This window comes from Parageobacillus caldoxylosilyticus NBRC 107762 (genome assembly GCF_000632715.1).
Classification (GTDB): domain Bacteria; phylum Bacillota; class Bacilli; order Bacillales; family Anoxybacillaceae; genus Saccharococcus; species Saccharococcus caldoxylosilyticus.
Genome location: NZ_BAWO01000016.1, coordinates 1 through 17,016, shown reverse-complemented (window position 1 = coordinate 17,016; position 17,016 = coordinate 1). Strand labels below are relative to the sequence as shown.

General features: G+C 44.7%; 10 protein-coding genes and 1 pseudogene. 9 read left to right on the top strand and 2 right to left on the bottom strand.

Annotated elements, in window-relative coordinates; all coding sequences use genetic code 11:
• Positions 1–465 precede the first annotated feature (465 nt).
• The 3 genes from secA2 (at position 466) to GCA01S_RS06085 (ending at position 5,460) form a co-directional block, all read left to right on the top strand.
• Positions 466–2,829 (top strand): accessory Sec system translocase SecA2, encoded by a 2,364-nt coding sequence (gene secA2 / locus GCA01S_RS06095; protein ID WP_042408161.1) that lies wholly within the window; start codon positions 466–468, stop codon positions 2,827–2,829.
• Between the two features lie 13 nt (positions 2,830–2,842).
• Entirely contained in the window at positions 2,843–3,715 is an 873-nt protein-coding gene (locus GCA01S_RS06090) for an accessory Sec system S-layer assembly protein (protein ID WP_042408159.1), read from the top strand.
• A 680-nt stretch (positions 3,716–4,395) separates the two neighbouring features.
• On the top strand, positions 4,396–5,460 hold the full coding sequence (locus tag GCA01S_RS06085) for a glycosyltransferase family 4 protein (RefSeq protein ID WP_017436413.1): 1,065 nt from the start codon (positions 4,396–4,398) through the stop codon (positions 5,458–5,460).
• 45 nt (positions 5,461–5,505) lie between these two features.
• On the opposite strand, the gene GCA01S_RS06080 is transcribed toward GCA01S_RS06085, so the two are convergent.
• Both GCA01S_RS06080 and GCA01S_RS06075 read right to left on the bottom strand, forming a co-directional pair.
• Positions 5,506–6,477 carry an LCP family protein gene (locus tag GCA01S_RS06080; RefSeq protein ID WP_042408157.1) on the bottom strand — a complete coding sequence of 324 codons (972 nt, stop codon included), beginning with the start codon at positions 6,475–6,477 and terminating at the stop codon, positions 5,506–5,508.
• A gap of 40 nt (positions 6,478–6,517) precedes the next feature.
• Positions 6,518–7,153 (bottom strand): YigZ family protein, encoded by a 636-nt coding sequence (locus GCA01S_RS06075; RefSeq protein ID WP_042408155.1) that lies wholly within the window; start codon positions 7,151–7,153, stop codon positions 6,518–6,520.
• A 218-nt stretch (positions 7,154–7,371) separates the two neighbouring features.
• On the opposite strand from GCA01S_RS06075, the gene GCA01S_RS06070 reads away from it, so the two are divergent.
• The 6 genes and pseudogenes from GCA01S_RS06070 to GCA01S_RS06045 all read left to right on the top strand — a co-directional run.
• Positions 7,372–8,574, top strand: coding sequence for a sensor histidine kinase (locus GCA01S_RS06070; RefSeq protein WP_042408154.1), 1,203 nt, complete (start codon positions 7,372–7,374; stop codon positions 8,572–8,574).
• Positions 8,549–9,226: a response regulator gene (locus GCA01S_RS06065; RefSeq protein ID WP_017436409.1), complete on the top strand. Its 678-nt coding sequence runs from the start codon at positions 8,549–8,551 to the stop codon at positions 9,224–9,226. The genes GCA01S_RS06070 and GCA01S_RS06065 overlap by 26 nt, the downstream gene beginning before the upstream one ends.
• Before the next feature lie 153 nt (positions 9,227–9,379).
• Entirely contained in the window at positions 9,380–10,225 is an 846-nt protein-coding gene (locus tag GCA01S_RS06060; RefSeq protein ID WP_042408151.1) for a DegV family protein, read from the top strand.
• A 68-nt stretch (positions 10,226–10,293) separates the two neighbouring features.
• A complete protein-coding gene (locus tag GCA01S_RS06055) occupies positions 10,294–11,793 on the top strand; it encodes a DEAD/DEAH box helicase (protein WP_042408148.1) in 1,500 nt (499 codons plus the stop codon).
• Complete coding sequence (locus GCA01S_RS06050) at positions 11,790–12,497, top strand: ComF family protein (RefSeq protein WP_042408145.1); 708 nt, start codon at positions 11,790–11,792, stop codon at positions 12,495–12,497. Before GCA01S_RS06055 ends, GCA01S_RS06050 begins: the two co-directional genes overlap by 4 nt.
• 72 nt (positions 12,498–12,569) lie before the next feature.
• Positions 12,570–17,016, top strand: a pseudogene (locus GCA01S_RS06045) (hypothetical protein); the annotation flags it as partial.

The following is a 17,016-nucleotide window of genomic DNA, read 5'->3' as shown; positions in this document are numbered from 1 at the left end:
CAAATGGTTAGTATAGCACTTTTCCCAAGTAATGTCACTTTGTTGTCTATGGATTATATCCCTGTGGAGATGGATTTCGAAGATGTGATTGCGGTAACGATGTGGAAGTTCTGTTGATACAAATATTTGGTCCCATCTGCATGAGTAAGAAAGCATGGTGCCATCAAGAGGTGGCATCATGTTTCTTTTTTCTTTTTCAATAGTTTCTGCAGACAAAAAAAGCGCCAGCCACGGAAACCGTGGACTGGCTTATCAACCTAAATCCTATCGATGTCATTCTATAATATTCGACAAAGTTTGTCGACAAGTAATTTTTTCACATAAAGTGTCATATTTGAAATAGGAGTTAAGCAAGGGATGATTTTCAAAAAAATAACAAAACATCCTATAATAGATTCACATTTCATAACAATGGCTAATTTGGTATACTATATTAGAATTAGTCATAAAGGAGCGTAATTCAGAATGCTTTCACTCTTAAAAAAAACAATCGGAGATGCCAGTGAACGGCGGTTAAGAAAATATAGACAGCTGGTTGAACAAATCAATCAGCTCGAACCACAAATGGAAAAGCTCACGAATGAGGAACTGCGGGCAAAAACAGAATATTTTAAAGAACAATTGGCTTTGGGAAAGTCCGTTGACGATATTAAGGTGGAAGCGTTCGCGGTGGTGAGAGAAGCAGCGAAACGGGTGCTTGGCATGCGGCATTTCGACGTCCAGCTTATGGGCGGGCTTGTCCTTGCTGAAGGAAATATCGCTGAAATGGCCACTGGGGAAGGGAAAACGCTTGTCGCGTCGCTTCCAAGCTATTTGCGCGCGCTGGAAGGAAAAGGCGTGCATGTGATCACGGTCAATGACTACTTAGCAAAACGCGACAGAAATTTAATCGGCCAAATTCATGAATTTCTTGGTCTTACCGTCGGCTTGAATCTTCCAATGATGTCTCCTTCGGAAAAGAAAAAAGCGTATCAAGCCGATATTACATACGGAATTGGCACAGAGTTTGGATTCGACTATTTACGGGATAACATGGTGTACGATCTTTCCGATAAAGTGCAACGCCCTTATCATTACGCCATTATCGATGAAATCGACAGCGTCTTAATCGATGAAGCGAAAACGCCTCTCATTATTGCGGGAAAAACGAGATCAAGCTCGGAACTTCATTATATCGCGGCACGTTTAGTCAAGAGGTTTGAGCGTGACGTTGACTATATATATGATGAAGAAATGAAAACAACGAATTTAACGGAAAAAGGAATCGAAAAAGTGGAAAAAGCGTTCGGCATTGACAACTTGTATGACTTGCAGCACCAAATTTTATACCATTACGTCATTCAGGCGTTGCGGGCGCATGTGATTTTCAAGAGAGATGTTGACTACATCGTCCGGGACGGAAAAGTAATGCTGGTCGATATGTTTACAGGCCGCGTAATGGAAGGGCGTTCGTTAAGCGATGGGCTTCATCAAGCCATTGAAGCGAAAGAGGGTTTGGAAATTACCGAAGAAAACAAAACGCAAGCTTCTATTACGATTCAAAACTATTTCCGTATGTATCCGATTTTATCAGGGATGACAGGAACAGCGAAAACGGAAGAAAAAGAATTCCAGCACGTTTACGGAATGGATGTCATCCCGATTCCGACGAACCGGCCGAAAATTCGTGTGGATATGCCGGATAACGTGTACATGACAAGACATGACAAATATGTGGCAGTTGCGAAAGAAGTAAAACGCCGTCATGAAAAAGGACAGCCGGTTTTAATAGGGACGACTTCGATTTTGCAGTCAGAGGAAGTAGCTAAATATTTAGATAAAGAAAATTTGCCGTATGAGCTGTTGAACGCGAAAACGGTCGAGCAGGAAGCGGAGGTCATTGCCAAAGCCGGGCAGCGCGGCCGCATCACGATTGCTACGAATATTGCCGGCCGGGGAACAGACATTTTGTTAGGCGAAGGAGTTGCTGAACTTGGCGGTTTGCACGTCATCGGAACAGAGCGGCATGAAAGCCGAAGAATTGACAACCAGCTGAAAGGAAGAGCGGGCCGCCAAGGGGATCCGGGTTCGAGTCAGTTTTTCATTTCCCTTGAAGATGATATGTTTCGCCGCTTTGCGAAGGAAGAAACGGAAAAATTAAAACCGAAACTAAAAACAGATGAAACAGGACGAATTATAAACAGCAACATTCATGAGTTTGTGGATAAAGTACAACGAATTATAGAAGGCCTTAATTTCTCGATTAGGGAATACAATTTAAAGCTGGATGACGTCATTAATGAGCAGCGAAACGTTGTTTACCATATACGTGATAAAGTATTAAAAGTAGAAGACAGGATTTCTCTTATCGTTCCGATGGTTCAATCCGCGTGCAACAACATTGTCGAAAAATACTGTCTGCCAGAGCTTATTCCAGAAGAATGGGATGTTAAAACGATGACCGAGGAGTTAAACCGTCTTCTCTACCCGCAGCAAGTTTCCTTTGAACATTCATTAGAAGATATGGAAGATGTGAAACAGAAAGTGAAGGAAGCGGTAGATTCCTATATTCAGTATCTTGAAACATGGAAAAACAACCTATCGCTTCAGACAGCATTAAAAAATATCATGTTAACGGTGATTGATCAAAATTGGATGAAGCATTTAGAAAATATGGCGCTTTTAAAAGAAGGAATCGGGCTGCGCCATTACCAGCAAGAAGATCCAATGCGATTATATCAAAAGGACGGATTCGAATTATTCACGATGATGTACGCAACGATCGAAAAAGAAATGAGTTTGCATCTTTCCCAGTTGTTGCAATCATTCCAACATACTTCGGACGAATAAGGAGGAATAAACGTTGTTTCCCTTTTTAAAGAAAAAGAAAAAAAGCGGCGGAGATACCGCCGTTTCTGCGCAAGATGTCATTCAAGAAACGGATGATGCCGGCGACGAAGACGTTTATACAGAGCTTTCCTTGCATCCATCGTGGAATTTACCGCTTGAAGAGCAATATGTGCTGCGCTTTTTAAACAATGAACTACCGCCGTTAAAACCAAACCAAATTTCCCTATCTGGCATTAGTTTAAGAAGGGAAGCTGATGGCGTGGTTGTATCCGCGTTCGTGCGCCATAGTTTATCCAAGCCGATTCAAATTGGAAAAGCAACGCTTTTATTGTTAAGCGCAGACGATGGGATCATTGCGCGGAAAGAGTTCGATTTAGAGGAGATGGGGGAACTTCCGGCAAAAAGCAGCCGGCCATGGCACTTTCTTTTCGAAAACGCGACATTAAAAATGGATGATATTCCAAGCGAAGGATGGAAGCTTGCTTTCGAATTAAAATCAAAGCATCGCTTGGAATTGGAGGAAAGCTGGGAAAAAGCGCTTCCTGAAGAAGAAAAGGAAAAATTACGGCAATTCGTGGATCAACTTGAGCCGCCAAAGCCAGGGGAAGTCAATTTCTTTGGTCTTCAGGCAAAACTAACGGAGGAACATGGATTGCACATCACCGTGTTAATTCGTAACGGCAGCGACCGAACTATTTATCTTGAGCAGCTTCCGCTTCAAGTAGAAGACGCGGCAGGTGAGGTGGTCGCACGCGGAGGATTCGTCCTTGACCGTTTGGAAGTAAAAGCAAACACGACAAAACCGTGGACATTTATTTTTCCGAAAGAGCTCATCCAAAAGTCTGCGCCAGATTTGAGTAAATGGAAAATATCCACTGTAAAATAAGAAAATATTCACTGTTAAAATCATCATAGATCGTCTGTCTGTTTAAGCTAATATTCAACGTTTCAACAACGTTGAATATTAGCTTTTTTAAATAAAAAAAGATATCCACCTATTCGTGGATATCTTTCCTGGCCTCAACCCGTCCATCGCACTCTCGATCTATATCCTGATACAAAACGGAAGACGGTCCTTACTTTTATTGTACCATAACCCACATGGTAGACAAGCAAAAATGTGAAAATATTATACAAAATGCATGAATTATCCTACATAACCATTACCTACCTCAAAAATTTGACATCCATCCATAGCAAACATTTTTTCAACATATCTATCCGTTTATGCAAAGTAAAAGACTAGTATAAACGATAGCGTTGTTCTGATTACTTCTAAACCATTTTTGTCCTCATTCCCCTTATAGGAATTGCTTTTTTCGAATGATATATAAAGAAACAAGTTATGAAACAAGTAGTGTGTAAAATTAATTGTTTAATAGTTTGTATGTCTATGTTATAATCCTCATTGGTAGTCAAAATGTCTTTTTTTATACTATGTCCGGATTGACACCAATGATACATAGTGATTTCATGTTATTTTTCCCAATATTTTGATGGGAATGCAAAATCATGATGACAAGAAAAAAGAATGAGTGGTTATGATAAAGTTAAGGAGGATTTTTTATGGCTTATTTTATTACCTTGTTGATTTGCTTTATGACCTCCGTGCTTATAACACCGCTTGTCAAAAAGTTGGCGTTTAAAATTGGCGCAACTGATCGTCCAAATCAACGGAAAGTGCATCAGAAAATAATGCCGCGTTTAGGCGGATTGGCGATATATATCGCGTTTATGGTAGGAGTTGTGTTTTTAGATCCGGATAATGTGTTTGAGGTCCCGATTTTATTAGGAAGCGTCATCATTATTATTACCGGATTTTTGGATGATTTATTTGAACTTTCTCCAAAAGTGAAATTAGCGGGACAGCTGTTAGCTGCCTTTGTCGTTGTTGTATTTGGTGGAGTGCAAGTGGAATACATTAATTTGCCGTTTGGCTCGCAATTGCATTTCGGCTTTTTAAGCATTCCATTAACGATTCTTTGGATTGTAGGGATTACCAATGCCATTAATTTGATTGACGGGCTGGATGGGCTAGCTGCTGGAGTTTCTGCCATTGCGCTAGTAACCATTTCCTGGATGGCCATTTTAAAAGGTGACATGTTTGTCACAGGCATGGGTTTTATTTTGCTCGGCAGCATTTTAGGGTTTTTGATTTATAATTTTCATCCTGCTAAAATTTTCATGGGAGATACAGGAGCTCTGTTTTTAGGATATATGATTTCTGTTCTCTCCTTGCTTGGGTTTAAAAACGTCACAGCGATTTCGTTTATTATTCCTGTTATTATTTTGGGTGTGCCAATTTCAGATACGTTTTTTGCGATTATTCGCCGTCTTCTTAAAAGACAGCCATTGTCAGCGCCAGATAAGTCGCATCTGCACCATTGTTTGCTTCGGCTTGGATATAGCCATCGCCAAACCGTTCTCATTATTTACGGCATGAGCGCTTTGTTTGGACTGGTGGCCATCATTTTGTCCAAAGCTGCCGCATGGGTATCTATGGTTATATTGGCCATTGTCGTGCTCGCGCTGGAGTTAGTCGCTGAAAAAATCGGATTAGTTGGTCACAATTACCGTCCAATTTTAAAAATTGTGCGAGGCATTCGCTATGCAAATGAGAAAATGAAATAAAAAGGTCATCTCGTCTGTATCGAGATGACCTTTTTTATCCATCCGCTATTCATCCGATGACTCTAACTGTTTTCGAAGCGTATTTGCTACTTCTTGCACAGACTCCTCATCTAACTGGTAGTAATAAACCCCGTCATTTTGGTCTGTCCCTTTGAGTTGGAGTGATTCGATATGGATATTTTTTCTGCTTGTGACATAATAAATTAATGACTTAATGTCATCAAATGTGAGGTTTGTTTTCATATTGTTTCCAACCGCTTCGATGACATCGTCGTATTTTGTAATGGAGCTGGCCTTGCTTGCTTTTTTCAAAATGGCTTTTAAAATTTCTTGCTGGCGTTTCCCGCGTTCGATATCGTTATCTTTTTTTCGGGTCCTCGCAAGGGCGAGCGCTTCTTCGCCGTTTAACGTCTGAACTCCTTTTTTCAGTACAATCGCATTACGGTGATCTTCGGAATCTTTTTCCTTAATGTCATAAGGCACTTCGACCTTGATTCCCCCTAGTGCATCCACCACATCCATGAAGGCATAGAAATTCATTTTGACGTAATAATCGATATGAATATCAAACAAATCTTCAATGGATTCGACCGTACATTTTACGCCTCCATAAGCATGTGCGTGTGTAATTTTATCGTATTTGTCTTTGCACGGAATATATACGTACGAATCCCGCGGAATGCTCACCATTTTCACCGACTTGTCTTTCGCGTTAAACGTGGCAAGGAGAAGCGCATCGGATCGGGTATCGCTTTTAAAATTGCGGGACTTGCTATCGTCAATGCCGATAAACAGTACAGAGAAATTATCCTTTTTTGGGTCCAGATGCTTTCCATTATCGTTTCTGATCTCTTCATACGATTTGTTAATCACCGATTCGGCTTTATGCATTAAAAATGAAGCATATCCTAAGCAGCTAACTAACAATAATAAACTGAAAACAAATAGCCCAAATAATATGCGTCTTCTTCGTTTTTTCTTTTTTATCTTTTTAAGCCGTTTTCTTTCATTTACCATCATAAAAACTCCTTTTCATCGTTTTGACTGTGCGCCCGCTTTAAGAGACGTCCGTTTCGAGATACTCCGTTTCCCCTTCGACGATTTCCGCCCTTCCATTGGTAAGTTCCGTCATCCATTCGATGAATGTTTGTTTTTTTGTTTCATCAACGAAAATTTCCAGCTCGACATTTTCTGAATAATGGATGTCCTTAATCATATATATCGAAGAGCGCAACTCATTTTCGACTTTTCCAAGCCGTGTGTAGTCAATGGTAACATGCATGACGCGCGCAAGGCGGCGTTCGACAATGCCCGCGGCTTTCAACCCTTCGGATACCGCTTTGCCATAAGCGCGGACAAGACCGCCAGCGCCAAGCTTAATGCCGCCAAAATAGCGGGTGACGACGGCAACCGTGTCTTTTAGCCCTTTTTTCTTCAGCACCTCGAGCATGGGAATGCCTGCCGTTCCGCTCGGTTCGCCGTCATCGTTTGCTTTTTGAATTTGATCGTGCTCGCCGATGATATAAGCGGAACAGTTGTGGGTCGCATCCCAATGCTTCTTTTTGATTTTTTGAATAAACTGAACGGCCTCTTCTTCCGTTGTGGCTCTATTGATATAACAGATAAAACGGGATTTTTCGATAATAATCTCGTTTTCTCCGTACCCCTTTACGGTATAATACTTTTGCAACAAAACAAAAATCACCTCGCTGGAAGAGAAAAGAGCTGTAATTTTCGATAAAAGTTTGCCTAATTTCTAACAAAAACATGTTATACTAATTTTAAATAGATTGATAAAGTAGATGCTTTTCTTATTATAAATCGACAACATTTTTCCTTCAAATAAATTTTTTTGGCGCTGGTATATAAAACCTGGCAGCGACAGAACTAGGCGTTTACGGGGGATTTGGCATGTCTGCAGACAAACTTTTCGATACAAAACAATTGGATCAAATTGTCGAAAAAATGATCAACACGGTTCAACATAGCAAGAATGAAATTTTCCAAATTGGCGAACAATCGCGTCAGGAACACGAACGGCTGCTGCAGGAGCTTATCGAAATTAAACGGCTGACGAAGCAGACGATTGATGAAGCGGACGAGCTTGAAGTAAAAGCGCGCCTTTCCCGCCGCCACCTTTCCGAAGTGAGCCAAAATTTTTCCTCCCATTCCGAAGAACAGATTCGCGAGGCATACGAAAAGGCGCATGCATTGCACATGGAATTGGCGATGGTTCGCGAACGGGAAAAACAGCTGCGGCTGCGGCGCGATGAGCTTGAGCGGCGCTTAGCCGGATTGAAAGAGATCATTGAACGCGCGGAGCATTTAGTCGGGCAAATTACCGTTGTGCTTCATTACTTAGACAGCGATTTCCGCCAAGTTGGAGAATTTATTGAAGGAGCGAAACAAAAGCAAGAGTTTGGTCTTAAAATTATTGAAGCGCAAGAAGAGGAGCGAAAACGATTGTCGCGCGAGATTCATGATGGTCCCGCACAAACGCTGGCCCATGTCATGATTCGTTCCGACCTGCTAGAGAAAGTATTAAAAGACCGCGGCATTGATGCAGCGATTGCCGAAATCCGCGATTTCAAAAAAATGGTTCGTTCCGCCCTTTCCGAAGTGCGCAGGATTATTTATGATTTAAGACCAATGGCTCTTGACGATTTAGGTTTAGTGCCTACACTTAAAAAATACCTACAAACTATCGAAGACTATAGTAAAGGGGTTACCGTCTCCTTTGTGCACGTCGGCGAAGAAATGAGACTGCCGTCCCGTATGGAAGCAGCCGTGTTTCGACTCGTTCAAGAATCAGTACAAAATGCCCTTAAACACGCGGAAGCGACGCACATTGAAGTAAAGATGGAGATCAATAGCGATCAGCTGCTTGTGATGGTAAAAGATAACGGCAAAGGATTTGACACCACTGTCAAAAAAGAAAATGCCTTTGGGCTGATCGGCATGAAAGAACGAGTCGAATTGCTGGAAGGAACGTTAACGATTCGTTCCAAAGTGGGATTCGGTACGGCGGTGTTTATTCGCATTCCACTGAACATTCCAATGCAGGATGAAAAAGGGAGGAGAGGCATAAATGAAAACTCGCATTGCAATCATTGATGATCATCAACTATTTCGGGAAGGGATTAAACGCATTTTAGAATTTGAGGAAGAATTTGAAGTCGTCGCCGATGGCGCGGATGGCAGTGAAGTGCTTTCCATTGTCGAACAATATCGTCCAGACATCGTTTTGATGGATATTAACATGCCAAATATAAACGGGGTCGAGGCGACGAAACAGTTGGTGGAAACGTATCCTGAGACGAAAGTTGTCGTGCTTTCCATTCATGATGATGAAAATTATGTGATGCGCGCGCTGCAAACAGGGGCGACAGGCTATTTATTAAAAGAGATGGACGCCGATACATTAATTGAAGCGGTAAAAGTCGTCGCAGAAGGCGGGTCGTACTTGCATCCGAAAGTGGCCCATAATTTAATTCGCGAATACCGGCGTTTGGCCTCGGGCAAAGACGAAAGCAAAATCAGAAAACAGGAAGTGCGCCGGCCGCTCCATCTGTTAACTCGCCGCGAATGCGAGGTATTGCAGCTGCTAGCGGATGGAAAAAGTAACCGTGGAATTGGCGAAGCGCTGTACATCAGCGAAAAAACGGTGAAAAATCATGTAAGCAATATTTTGCAAAAACTAAATGTCAACGATCGTACACAAGCGGTTGTCGTAGCGATTAAAAACGGATGGGTCGAAGTGCGCTGATACATTCATTCTTGGCATTGTCGGCGCCTGTCGGATTTGGTAAGCATTCGGCAAAGATGGCCTCGTATTTGTTGCCAAACAATTAATGAAATTCGTTCCATTTTTCGCTATAATAGGTATTAAAGACTATATAGGCGAGGAAGGTAGGAACGAATGAAAACTGCTGTTGTCACCGATAGCACGGCTTATATTCCGAAAGAAGTACGAGATAGGTACAAGATTCATATGATTCCGCTCAGCGTTACGTTTGGCGCAGAGACGTACCGCGAGGAAATCGATATTACGGCCGAGCAGTTTTATGAAGAAGTGAGGCAACAAAAAGAGCTGCCGACCACGTCCCAGCCCCCGGTTGGCGAGTTTGTCGAATTATTTACATCACTCCGTGATGAAGGCTACGACGCGGTCGTAAGCATCCATCTCTCAAGCGGCATTAGCGGCACGTATCAAGGAGCGCTGACGGCGGCGAATATGGTCGATGGCCTGAAGGTGTATGCGTACGATTCGGAAATCAGCTGCATGGCCCAAGGTTTTTACACGATCGAAGCGGCGAAAATGGCGCTTGATGGGAAGACGCCGGAAGAGATCATCGCACGAATGGATGAAATGAAAAAAACGCTGCGCGCTTACTTTATGGTGGACGATTTATCGCATTTGCAGCGCGGCGGCAGGCTGACGGGAGCGCAGGCGTTTATCGGCGGGCTTTTGCAAATTAAGCCGCTGCTTTGCTTTGAAAACAAAGTGATTGTTCCGCTTGAAAAAATTCGCACGCGCAAAAAAGCAGTAAAACGCATTGAAGAATTGTTTGCCGAAGACGCTGCCAAAGGAGTGCCGCTCAAAGCGGCGATTATTCACGCCAACCGCCCTGATGATGCCAAACAGTGGAAACAAGAGCTGGCAAGCCAGTATCCGCATGTCGATTTTATGATCAGCTACTTCGGCCCTGTCATCGGCACCCATCTTGGCGAAGGCGCGTTAGGACTAACATGGTATCAGCCATAGTGTTGCTTTCCCTATGCCGCAAGCCTTATGCGGCATAGGGATGGACCATCTGAAAATGGAGGGAACGTATGCGTTTTATCGTGAGTGAAGGAAGATTGATCCCAGAAGTATTGGCAAAAGCCAATGATCCAGCTGCTAAACCGATTAGCCATATCGATTCCATGCCTTCTATCCCGATGCACCCCGAGTTTCCTTACTCCCCAGAACTCCTTTCTTTTCTTGAAGGAAAACAGCTTCTCCTTGAGGAACTTCCATTTCCTCTCGATCTCATTCAAGCGCACTACGAACACGGCTATCTTTCTTACGAAAAAGGGATGATGAAAACAAAGCATGGATGGCGCTGCATGAGGTGCGGAAACGAGGAGCATCATTTTTTTGCATCGTTTCCTTGCGCCCGCTGCCAAACGGTTTGTACGTATTGCCGCAAATGCATCATGATGGGGCGCGTCAGCACATGCACCCCGCTCGTCGTATCCCGCTTTTCTTTCCCTCAGGACCGCTATCTTTCCCCGCTCTCCTGGAACGGAACGTTATCCCAAGGCCAACAGCGGGCCGCCGATGCGGTGGAGGACGCGGTCGTGCACAATGGCGAATTGCTCGTATGGGCGGTGTGCGGCGCCGGCAAAACGGAGGTATTGTTTCCGGGTATCGCGCGGGCGCTGGAAATGGGAAAGCGCGTATGCATCGCCACACCAAGAACCGACGTTGTGCGCGAGCTTTTCCCTCGTTTGCAACAAGCATTTCCCAGCGTCCCATTGATCGCCTTGTACGGCGGCAGCGACGACCGCGGCAAATTCGCCCCGCTTGTCCTTTCCACCACCCATCAGCTTTTACGGTTTTCCCGCGCTTTTGATGTGATGGTGATTGACGAAGTCGACGCCTTCCCGTATTCGGTCGAGCCGATGCTGGAATATGCCGCCGCCAAAGCGCGCAAAGAGGCATCGAGTCTGATTTATTTAACCGCAACTCCCCATCCAGCCTGGCAGAAGGAAATCAAGCGCGGCAAACGAAAAGCGGTCACCATTCCCGCCCGCTACCACGGTTTTCCCCTTCCTGTTCCATCTTTCGAATGGTGCAGCAACTGGCGCAGGCAGTTAAAGCATAGACGTCTTCCCCGCAATGTCCTCGCCTGGGTCCAATCCCGCATCAAAACGGCAAAACAAGCGTTTTTATTTGTCCCCCATATTGATGTGCTCGAGCAAGTCGTATGCATCCTCAAGCAATTAGATCAGCGGATCGAAGGCGTTCACGCGGAAGATCCGCAGCGCGCCGAGAAAGTGCAGGCGTTTCGCGACGGACGCATTCCGCTTCTTGTCACTACGACGATTTTGGAACGCGGCGTGACCGTTCCAAACATCGATGTCGCCGTGCTTGGCGCCGAAGACGACATTTTTACAGAAAGCGCGCTCGTGCAAATCGCCGGCCGCGTCGGCCGAAGCGCCCAATATCCAAGCGGTGACATCCGTTTTTTCCATTACGGAAAAACGCGGCAAATGATCGCGGCAAAACGGCAGATGGAGAGAATGAATAAGGAGGCGGCGGAAAGGGGGCTGCTGAAAACGCAATGAATTGCTTGATTTGCCATACGCCGTATAATCCGATGATGAGTTGGCGGCATTTGCTGACAATAGAAAAAGTGGATTGTCTTTGTTCGAAATGCCGCCATGCGTTTATGAGAATGAACGGAGAAATTTGCGATATTTGCGGCCGTCCGTTTGCTGGCCTTGAACCATCGCATCGTCAGGGACGATTATGCGCGGATTGTGTTCGTTGGCAAGAGGACGATGAGTGGAAAGATGTATTAACGAAAAATCGGTCGGTATATATGTACAATGAATGGATGAAAGAAGTGGTTGCGCTTTGGAAATTCCGCGGCGACTACGCGATTGTCCAAGCGTTTCAAGAAGAGTTTTGCCGTGAATTTTATCGTCATTTTGACCATACCTTTCTGATCGTTCCGATTCCTCTCAGCGCCGAGAGGCTGTACGAACGCGGCTTTAACCAGGCCAAGGCGCTTGCCGAGCTACTCGCTCTCCCCATCCACGATATCCTCACACGCCATCACCTTGAAAAACAGTCCAAAAAATCGCGCCGTGAGCGGCTGCGGACAGAAAACGTTTTTCAGTTTTCGGGAAAAACGTCTTTACAAGGGAAGCGTATCGTGTTAATCGATGATATTTATACGACAGGGACGACGTTAAGGCATGCGGCGAAAGTGTTGCGTCAAGCCGGAGCGACAGACATCTCCTCCTTCACCCTCATTCGGTCATGACTAGTCAGTAAACATCCGCTGGAGATGTGCCGATATTAAAAGTAAGGACATGTCGAGCGGAGAGTGATAGTGATGGAAATTCGAAATTCCCTAGCAAGACAGGCAGCTTTCGCGTATGAACAACCGATCATATTAAAAAATGGCGAAACATATGAGGCAACGATAAAAGAAAAAATGAGTGCTAATGAAGCGATAGTGAATATAAAAGGAACGGATGTTCGTGTTCAAGTAGAAGGGGAATTGCCTCAAGAAGGACGTGTGGTGATAGAGGTAACAACCCAACAAGGCGATGTTCCTGTAGTAAAAATAGTCCCCCGGCCTCAACCCGCAGCAAAGCCGCAAACGAATGATATCACAACGCTTTTAACCCAACTCGGCGCAGGGGAAAATGTGCCCGCCGAGTTAAAACAAGCGGCCCAATTGCTGCTCTCGAAAGAAATGCCGCTAACGAAAGAAACGGTTTCCGTATTAAAAACATTTTTCGCTGAAGCCACGGGTACGGACGAGCAAAAACTAGATACGATTCATGCTTTAGTAAATAAAAAATTAGAAATAACGAACGCGCAGATAACAGCGGTTCATGAGGCGCTGCATGGAAAGCCTCTGGGTGAAGTGTTAACGTCTATTGCGAAACAACTGGATGCAAGCTTTACATTTACCAAACAAGAAATGGAAAACAATGGCCGTGTTACAAAAGAAGTAATTGCAAATGTTCGTAAAGAAATTCAACGCGAGCCGAATTTTGCCAAAGTCATTGAACGCGTTGCCGAATTAGCCAAAACGGCAGAAACAGATGTATCGGAAGTCTTAAATAGAGCGGTGCGTGAAGCGGTCGTTTTCCATGAAAAAGGTCAAGAATCATTTGCCCGCAGTAAAATCGTGCAAACATTAGTGTTATTAGAACAATCTGTTTTCCAAGGAGAGCATGTTCAACGCGGAATGAGTGAGTATGACCTAGCGGAGCAAGTGCAAACACTACGTGAGCATGTGCAACGTGAGCCGTTAGTGGACAAAGCGATTGCGCTTGTAAAAGAAAAGATGGTGGATAACAAAAACATTTCTCATGATGTTCAAGAAAAAATAGCTGCAAGTCTCCAGGAAGTAGAGAGATTGCGGCAAATAGGACATCCTCTTTCTGCCAAAGCAAAGCTAGTGCAGGCATTGACACAATTGGAGGATGAAATAGCAGCCAACTCAAAAACACCAGAAATGCAAGTTCATGATGGAGCTGAACAAACGGTAAAGGCGCTGCGAAAAGCAAAAGAAATCATTCGGAATACCAATAATTTGCCGGAAGCGATTCAACGATTAAAAACGGAAATTATTAGTCATGTAGATGAGAAAACGGCGGCAGAAATCGAAACATTCATGGAGCGCTTGTCCAGCACTCAAAAAGCTGGGAAAGACCGTCTTATTCAAGCATTCGCGCAAATTGAAAACGAGCTTGCAAGCAAACAAGCTGGCCAAACGGAAAGATCGTTAGAAATGGCGAAGCAGCGAATGAATCAAGTTGGACAGGTATTGCGCACAAACGAAGCGAAGGCCCAGCCGTCTCAACATCTTGCAGAACTCGTAAAAGATGTGAGTAGTCAGGTCATGAAAGAATCCGATTTAACGAAAGCATTGGTACAGGTCCGCACGCAGCTCGTTCATAACGAAAACATGCCGGAGGAAGTGCAACAAAAAGTCGACCAAGTTCTTAAAGAAGCGCAGATGCTTAAAGCAAACGGCCAAGAAGCAATGGCGCGCCGCCAAGTTGTTCAAACATTAACAGAGCTAGAACAATCTGTTGGGCAAGAGAACCCGAGCGTGCGCGATGTGGCGAATCAAGTGAAACAAGTGAGTGAACAAGCATTGCGTGAGCCGAACCTGATCAAAGCAGTGGAACAGGTTCGTCAACATATCGTAGACGCGCCGGAGATGGATCAAGAAATCGCGAAGAAAGTTGACCGAGCGTTGCGGGAAGTCGTTCAACTTCAGCAGCAAGGCCGAGAAGGGGAAGCGCGTGTTCGTTTGGTTCAAGCATTAACGCAAGCCGAACAAGAATTGCGCACACAAGAGCCGGCAAATCAAGTGAAGCAAGTACGTGAACAAGCATTGCGTGAACCGAACCTGACCAAAGCAGTGGAACAGGTTCGCCAACACATCGTGGATGCACCAGAGATGGATCAAGAAATCGCAAAGAAAGTCGACCGAGCGTTACGAGAAGTCGTTCAACTTCAGCAGCAAGGCCGAGAAGGGGAAGCCCGTGTTCGTTTAGTCCAGGCGTTAACGCAGGCAGAGGAGACATTACGTGCCAATGAAGCGAAACCCCAACCGTCTGCGAATCTGATAGAACTGGTAAAAGACGTACGCAGTCAAGTAATAAAGGAAGCCGATTTGACGAAGGCGTTGGCACAGGTCCGCACGCAACTCGTTCATAACGACAACGTGCCGGAGGAAGTACGACAAAAAGTCGACCAAGTCCTTAAAGAAGCACAGGTGCTGAAAGCAAACAGCCAAGAATCAATGGCACGCCGCCAAGTTGTTCAAGCATTAACGGAGATGGAACAATCTGTTGGGCAAGAGAAACCGAACGTGCGCGATGTTATGAACCAAGTAAAACGACAAGTAACAAGCGAACCGAATCTCACCAAAGCAGTGGAGCACGTTCGCCAACACATCGTGGATGCACCGGAAATGGATCGGGAAGTAGCAGAGAAGGTGAATCAAGCGCTGCGCGAAGTGGTACAACTTCAGCAAATAGGCCGTGAAGGCGAAGCCCGTCTTCGTTTAATGCAGGTGTTAACACAGGCGGAAGAAGCATTGCGTGCCAATGAAGCGAAACCTCAGTCATCTCAAAATCTTGTAGAGCTAGTGAAAGACGTACGCAGCCAGGTAATGAAAGAAGCAGATTTAACGAAAGCATTGGTACAGGTCCGCACGCAACTTGTTCATAACGACAACGTGCCGGAGGAAGTACGACAAAAAGTCGACCAAGTTCTTGAAGAAGCGCAGGTGCTGAAAGCAAACGGGCAAGAAGCAATGGCGCGCCGTCAAGTTGTTCAAGCGCTAGCGGAGTTAGAACAATCTGTTGAGCAAGAGAATCCGCTTATGCGCGATGTGGCGAACCAAGTGAAACAAGTGAGTGAACAGGTAACAAGCGAACCGAGACTGACCAAAGCAGTGGAACACGTTCGTCAACACATCGTGGATGCGCCGGAGATGGATCAAGAAATCGCGAAGAAAGTCGACCGAGCGTTACGAGAAGTCGTTCAACTTCAGCAACAAGGCCGCGAAGGGGAAGCCCGTGTTCGTTTAGTTCAGGCGTTAACGCAGGCAGAAGAGGAAGCACTGCATGCCAATGGAGTGAACACTCAACGGTCCCAAAATCTTGCAGAGTTAGTGAAAGACGTGCGCAGTCAGGTCATGAAGGAAGCCGATTTGACGAAGGCGCTGGCACAGGTTCGCGCGCAGCTTGTTCATAACGACCATGTGCCTGTGGAAATACAGCAAAAAATGGAAAAAGCCATCAAAGACGCTTTGATGTTACAACAAATCGGCCGGGAAACATTCGCGAAAAACCATCTCATTCGCACACTTGAACAAATAGAAAAAGCTGCGGCAGCAAAAGAACAAAAGCCGCATGCTGATCTACTTGAAACGATTCAACAAATAAAACAAACAATTGCCAAGGCGGAGACCATTGAAGCGGCGATTCGGGAAATACGCCAGCAGCTTCATCGTTTTCCGGATAAGAACATCGTAGCGCAGCTGACCAAAGCAATGTTTGAAGCGGCAAAATTGGATAAAAGCGGCCGCGAACAGCTCCTTACTAGTCTTACAAATTTGGAAAGCGAACAGATGAAAGATATAACCAATGAAAAAGAACTATTAAACCAACATGTATATGATGCTGTTCGCAAAGCCATCAAAACACTTCAGCGTGAAGCAAACTTAGAAAAAGCGTTCGACTTTATTAAAACGGAAACGATGCCGCGATTAAACAAAGAACCAGAGCTTGGGAAAAAACTAACGGACTCTTTCGCGAAAGCATTGCAGCTGCAAGAAAACGGAAGAGAACTTGCTGCAAGACAAACGATGCTGGAAACATTGACAGAGATCGAAGCCTCATTGCCTCCGGCACTCAACGAAGAAGCCGATCCATCCACTAGCTTAGACAACCTTTTCGATTCCGAATGGCAAACAAGCTTGCAATTGCAAACAAAAGATGTCATTGTACAAACCGTTACGAAAAAAATGGCGCAAGCGGCGATTGACTTTAAACATATAAAACGCGACATCATGCGTAATTTAGAGACGATTTCCCAATTAATGGAGAAATATAAACAAAGCGCCCAACCTCAGGCGAAACAGCTTTTAGAAACGACAATCAAACAATTAGACAATGCTATTTTGAAAAGCGATATGATGTTATTTACCGATATGATAACAGAAAAACAATTAATGAAAGCAAGCTCGCAGCTCGCCGAGGCGAAAAAACGATTAAATAGGGGCGACTATAGCGGCGCGCAAAAAA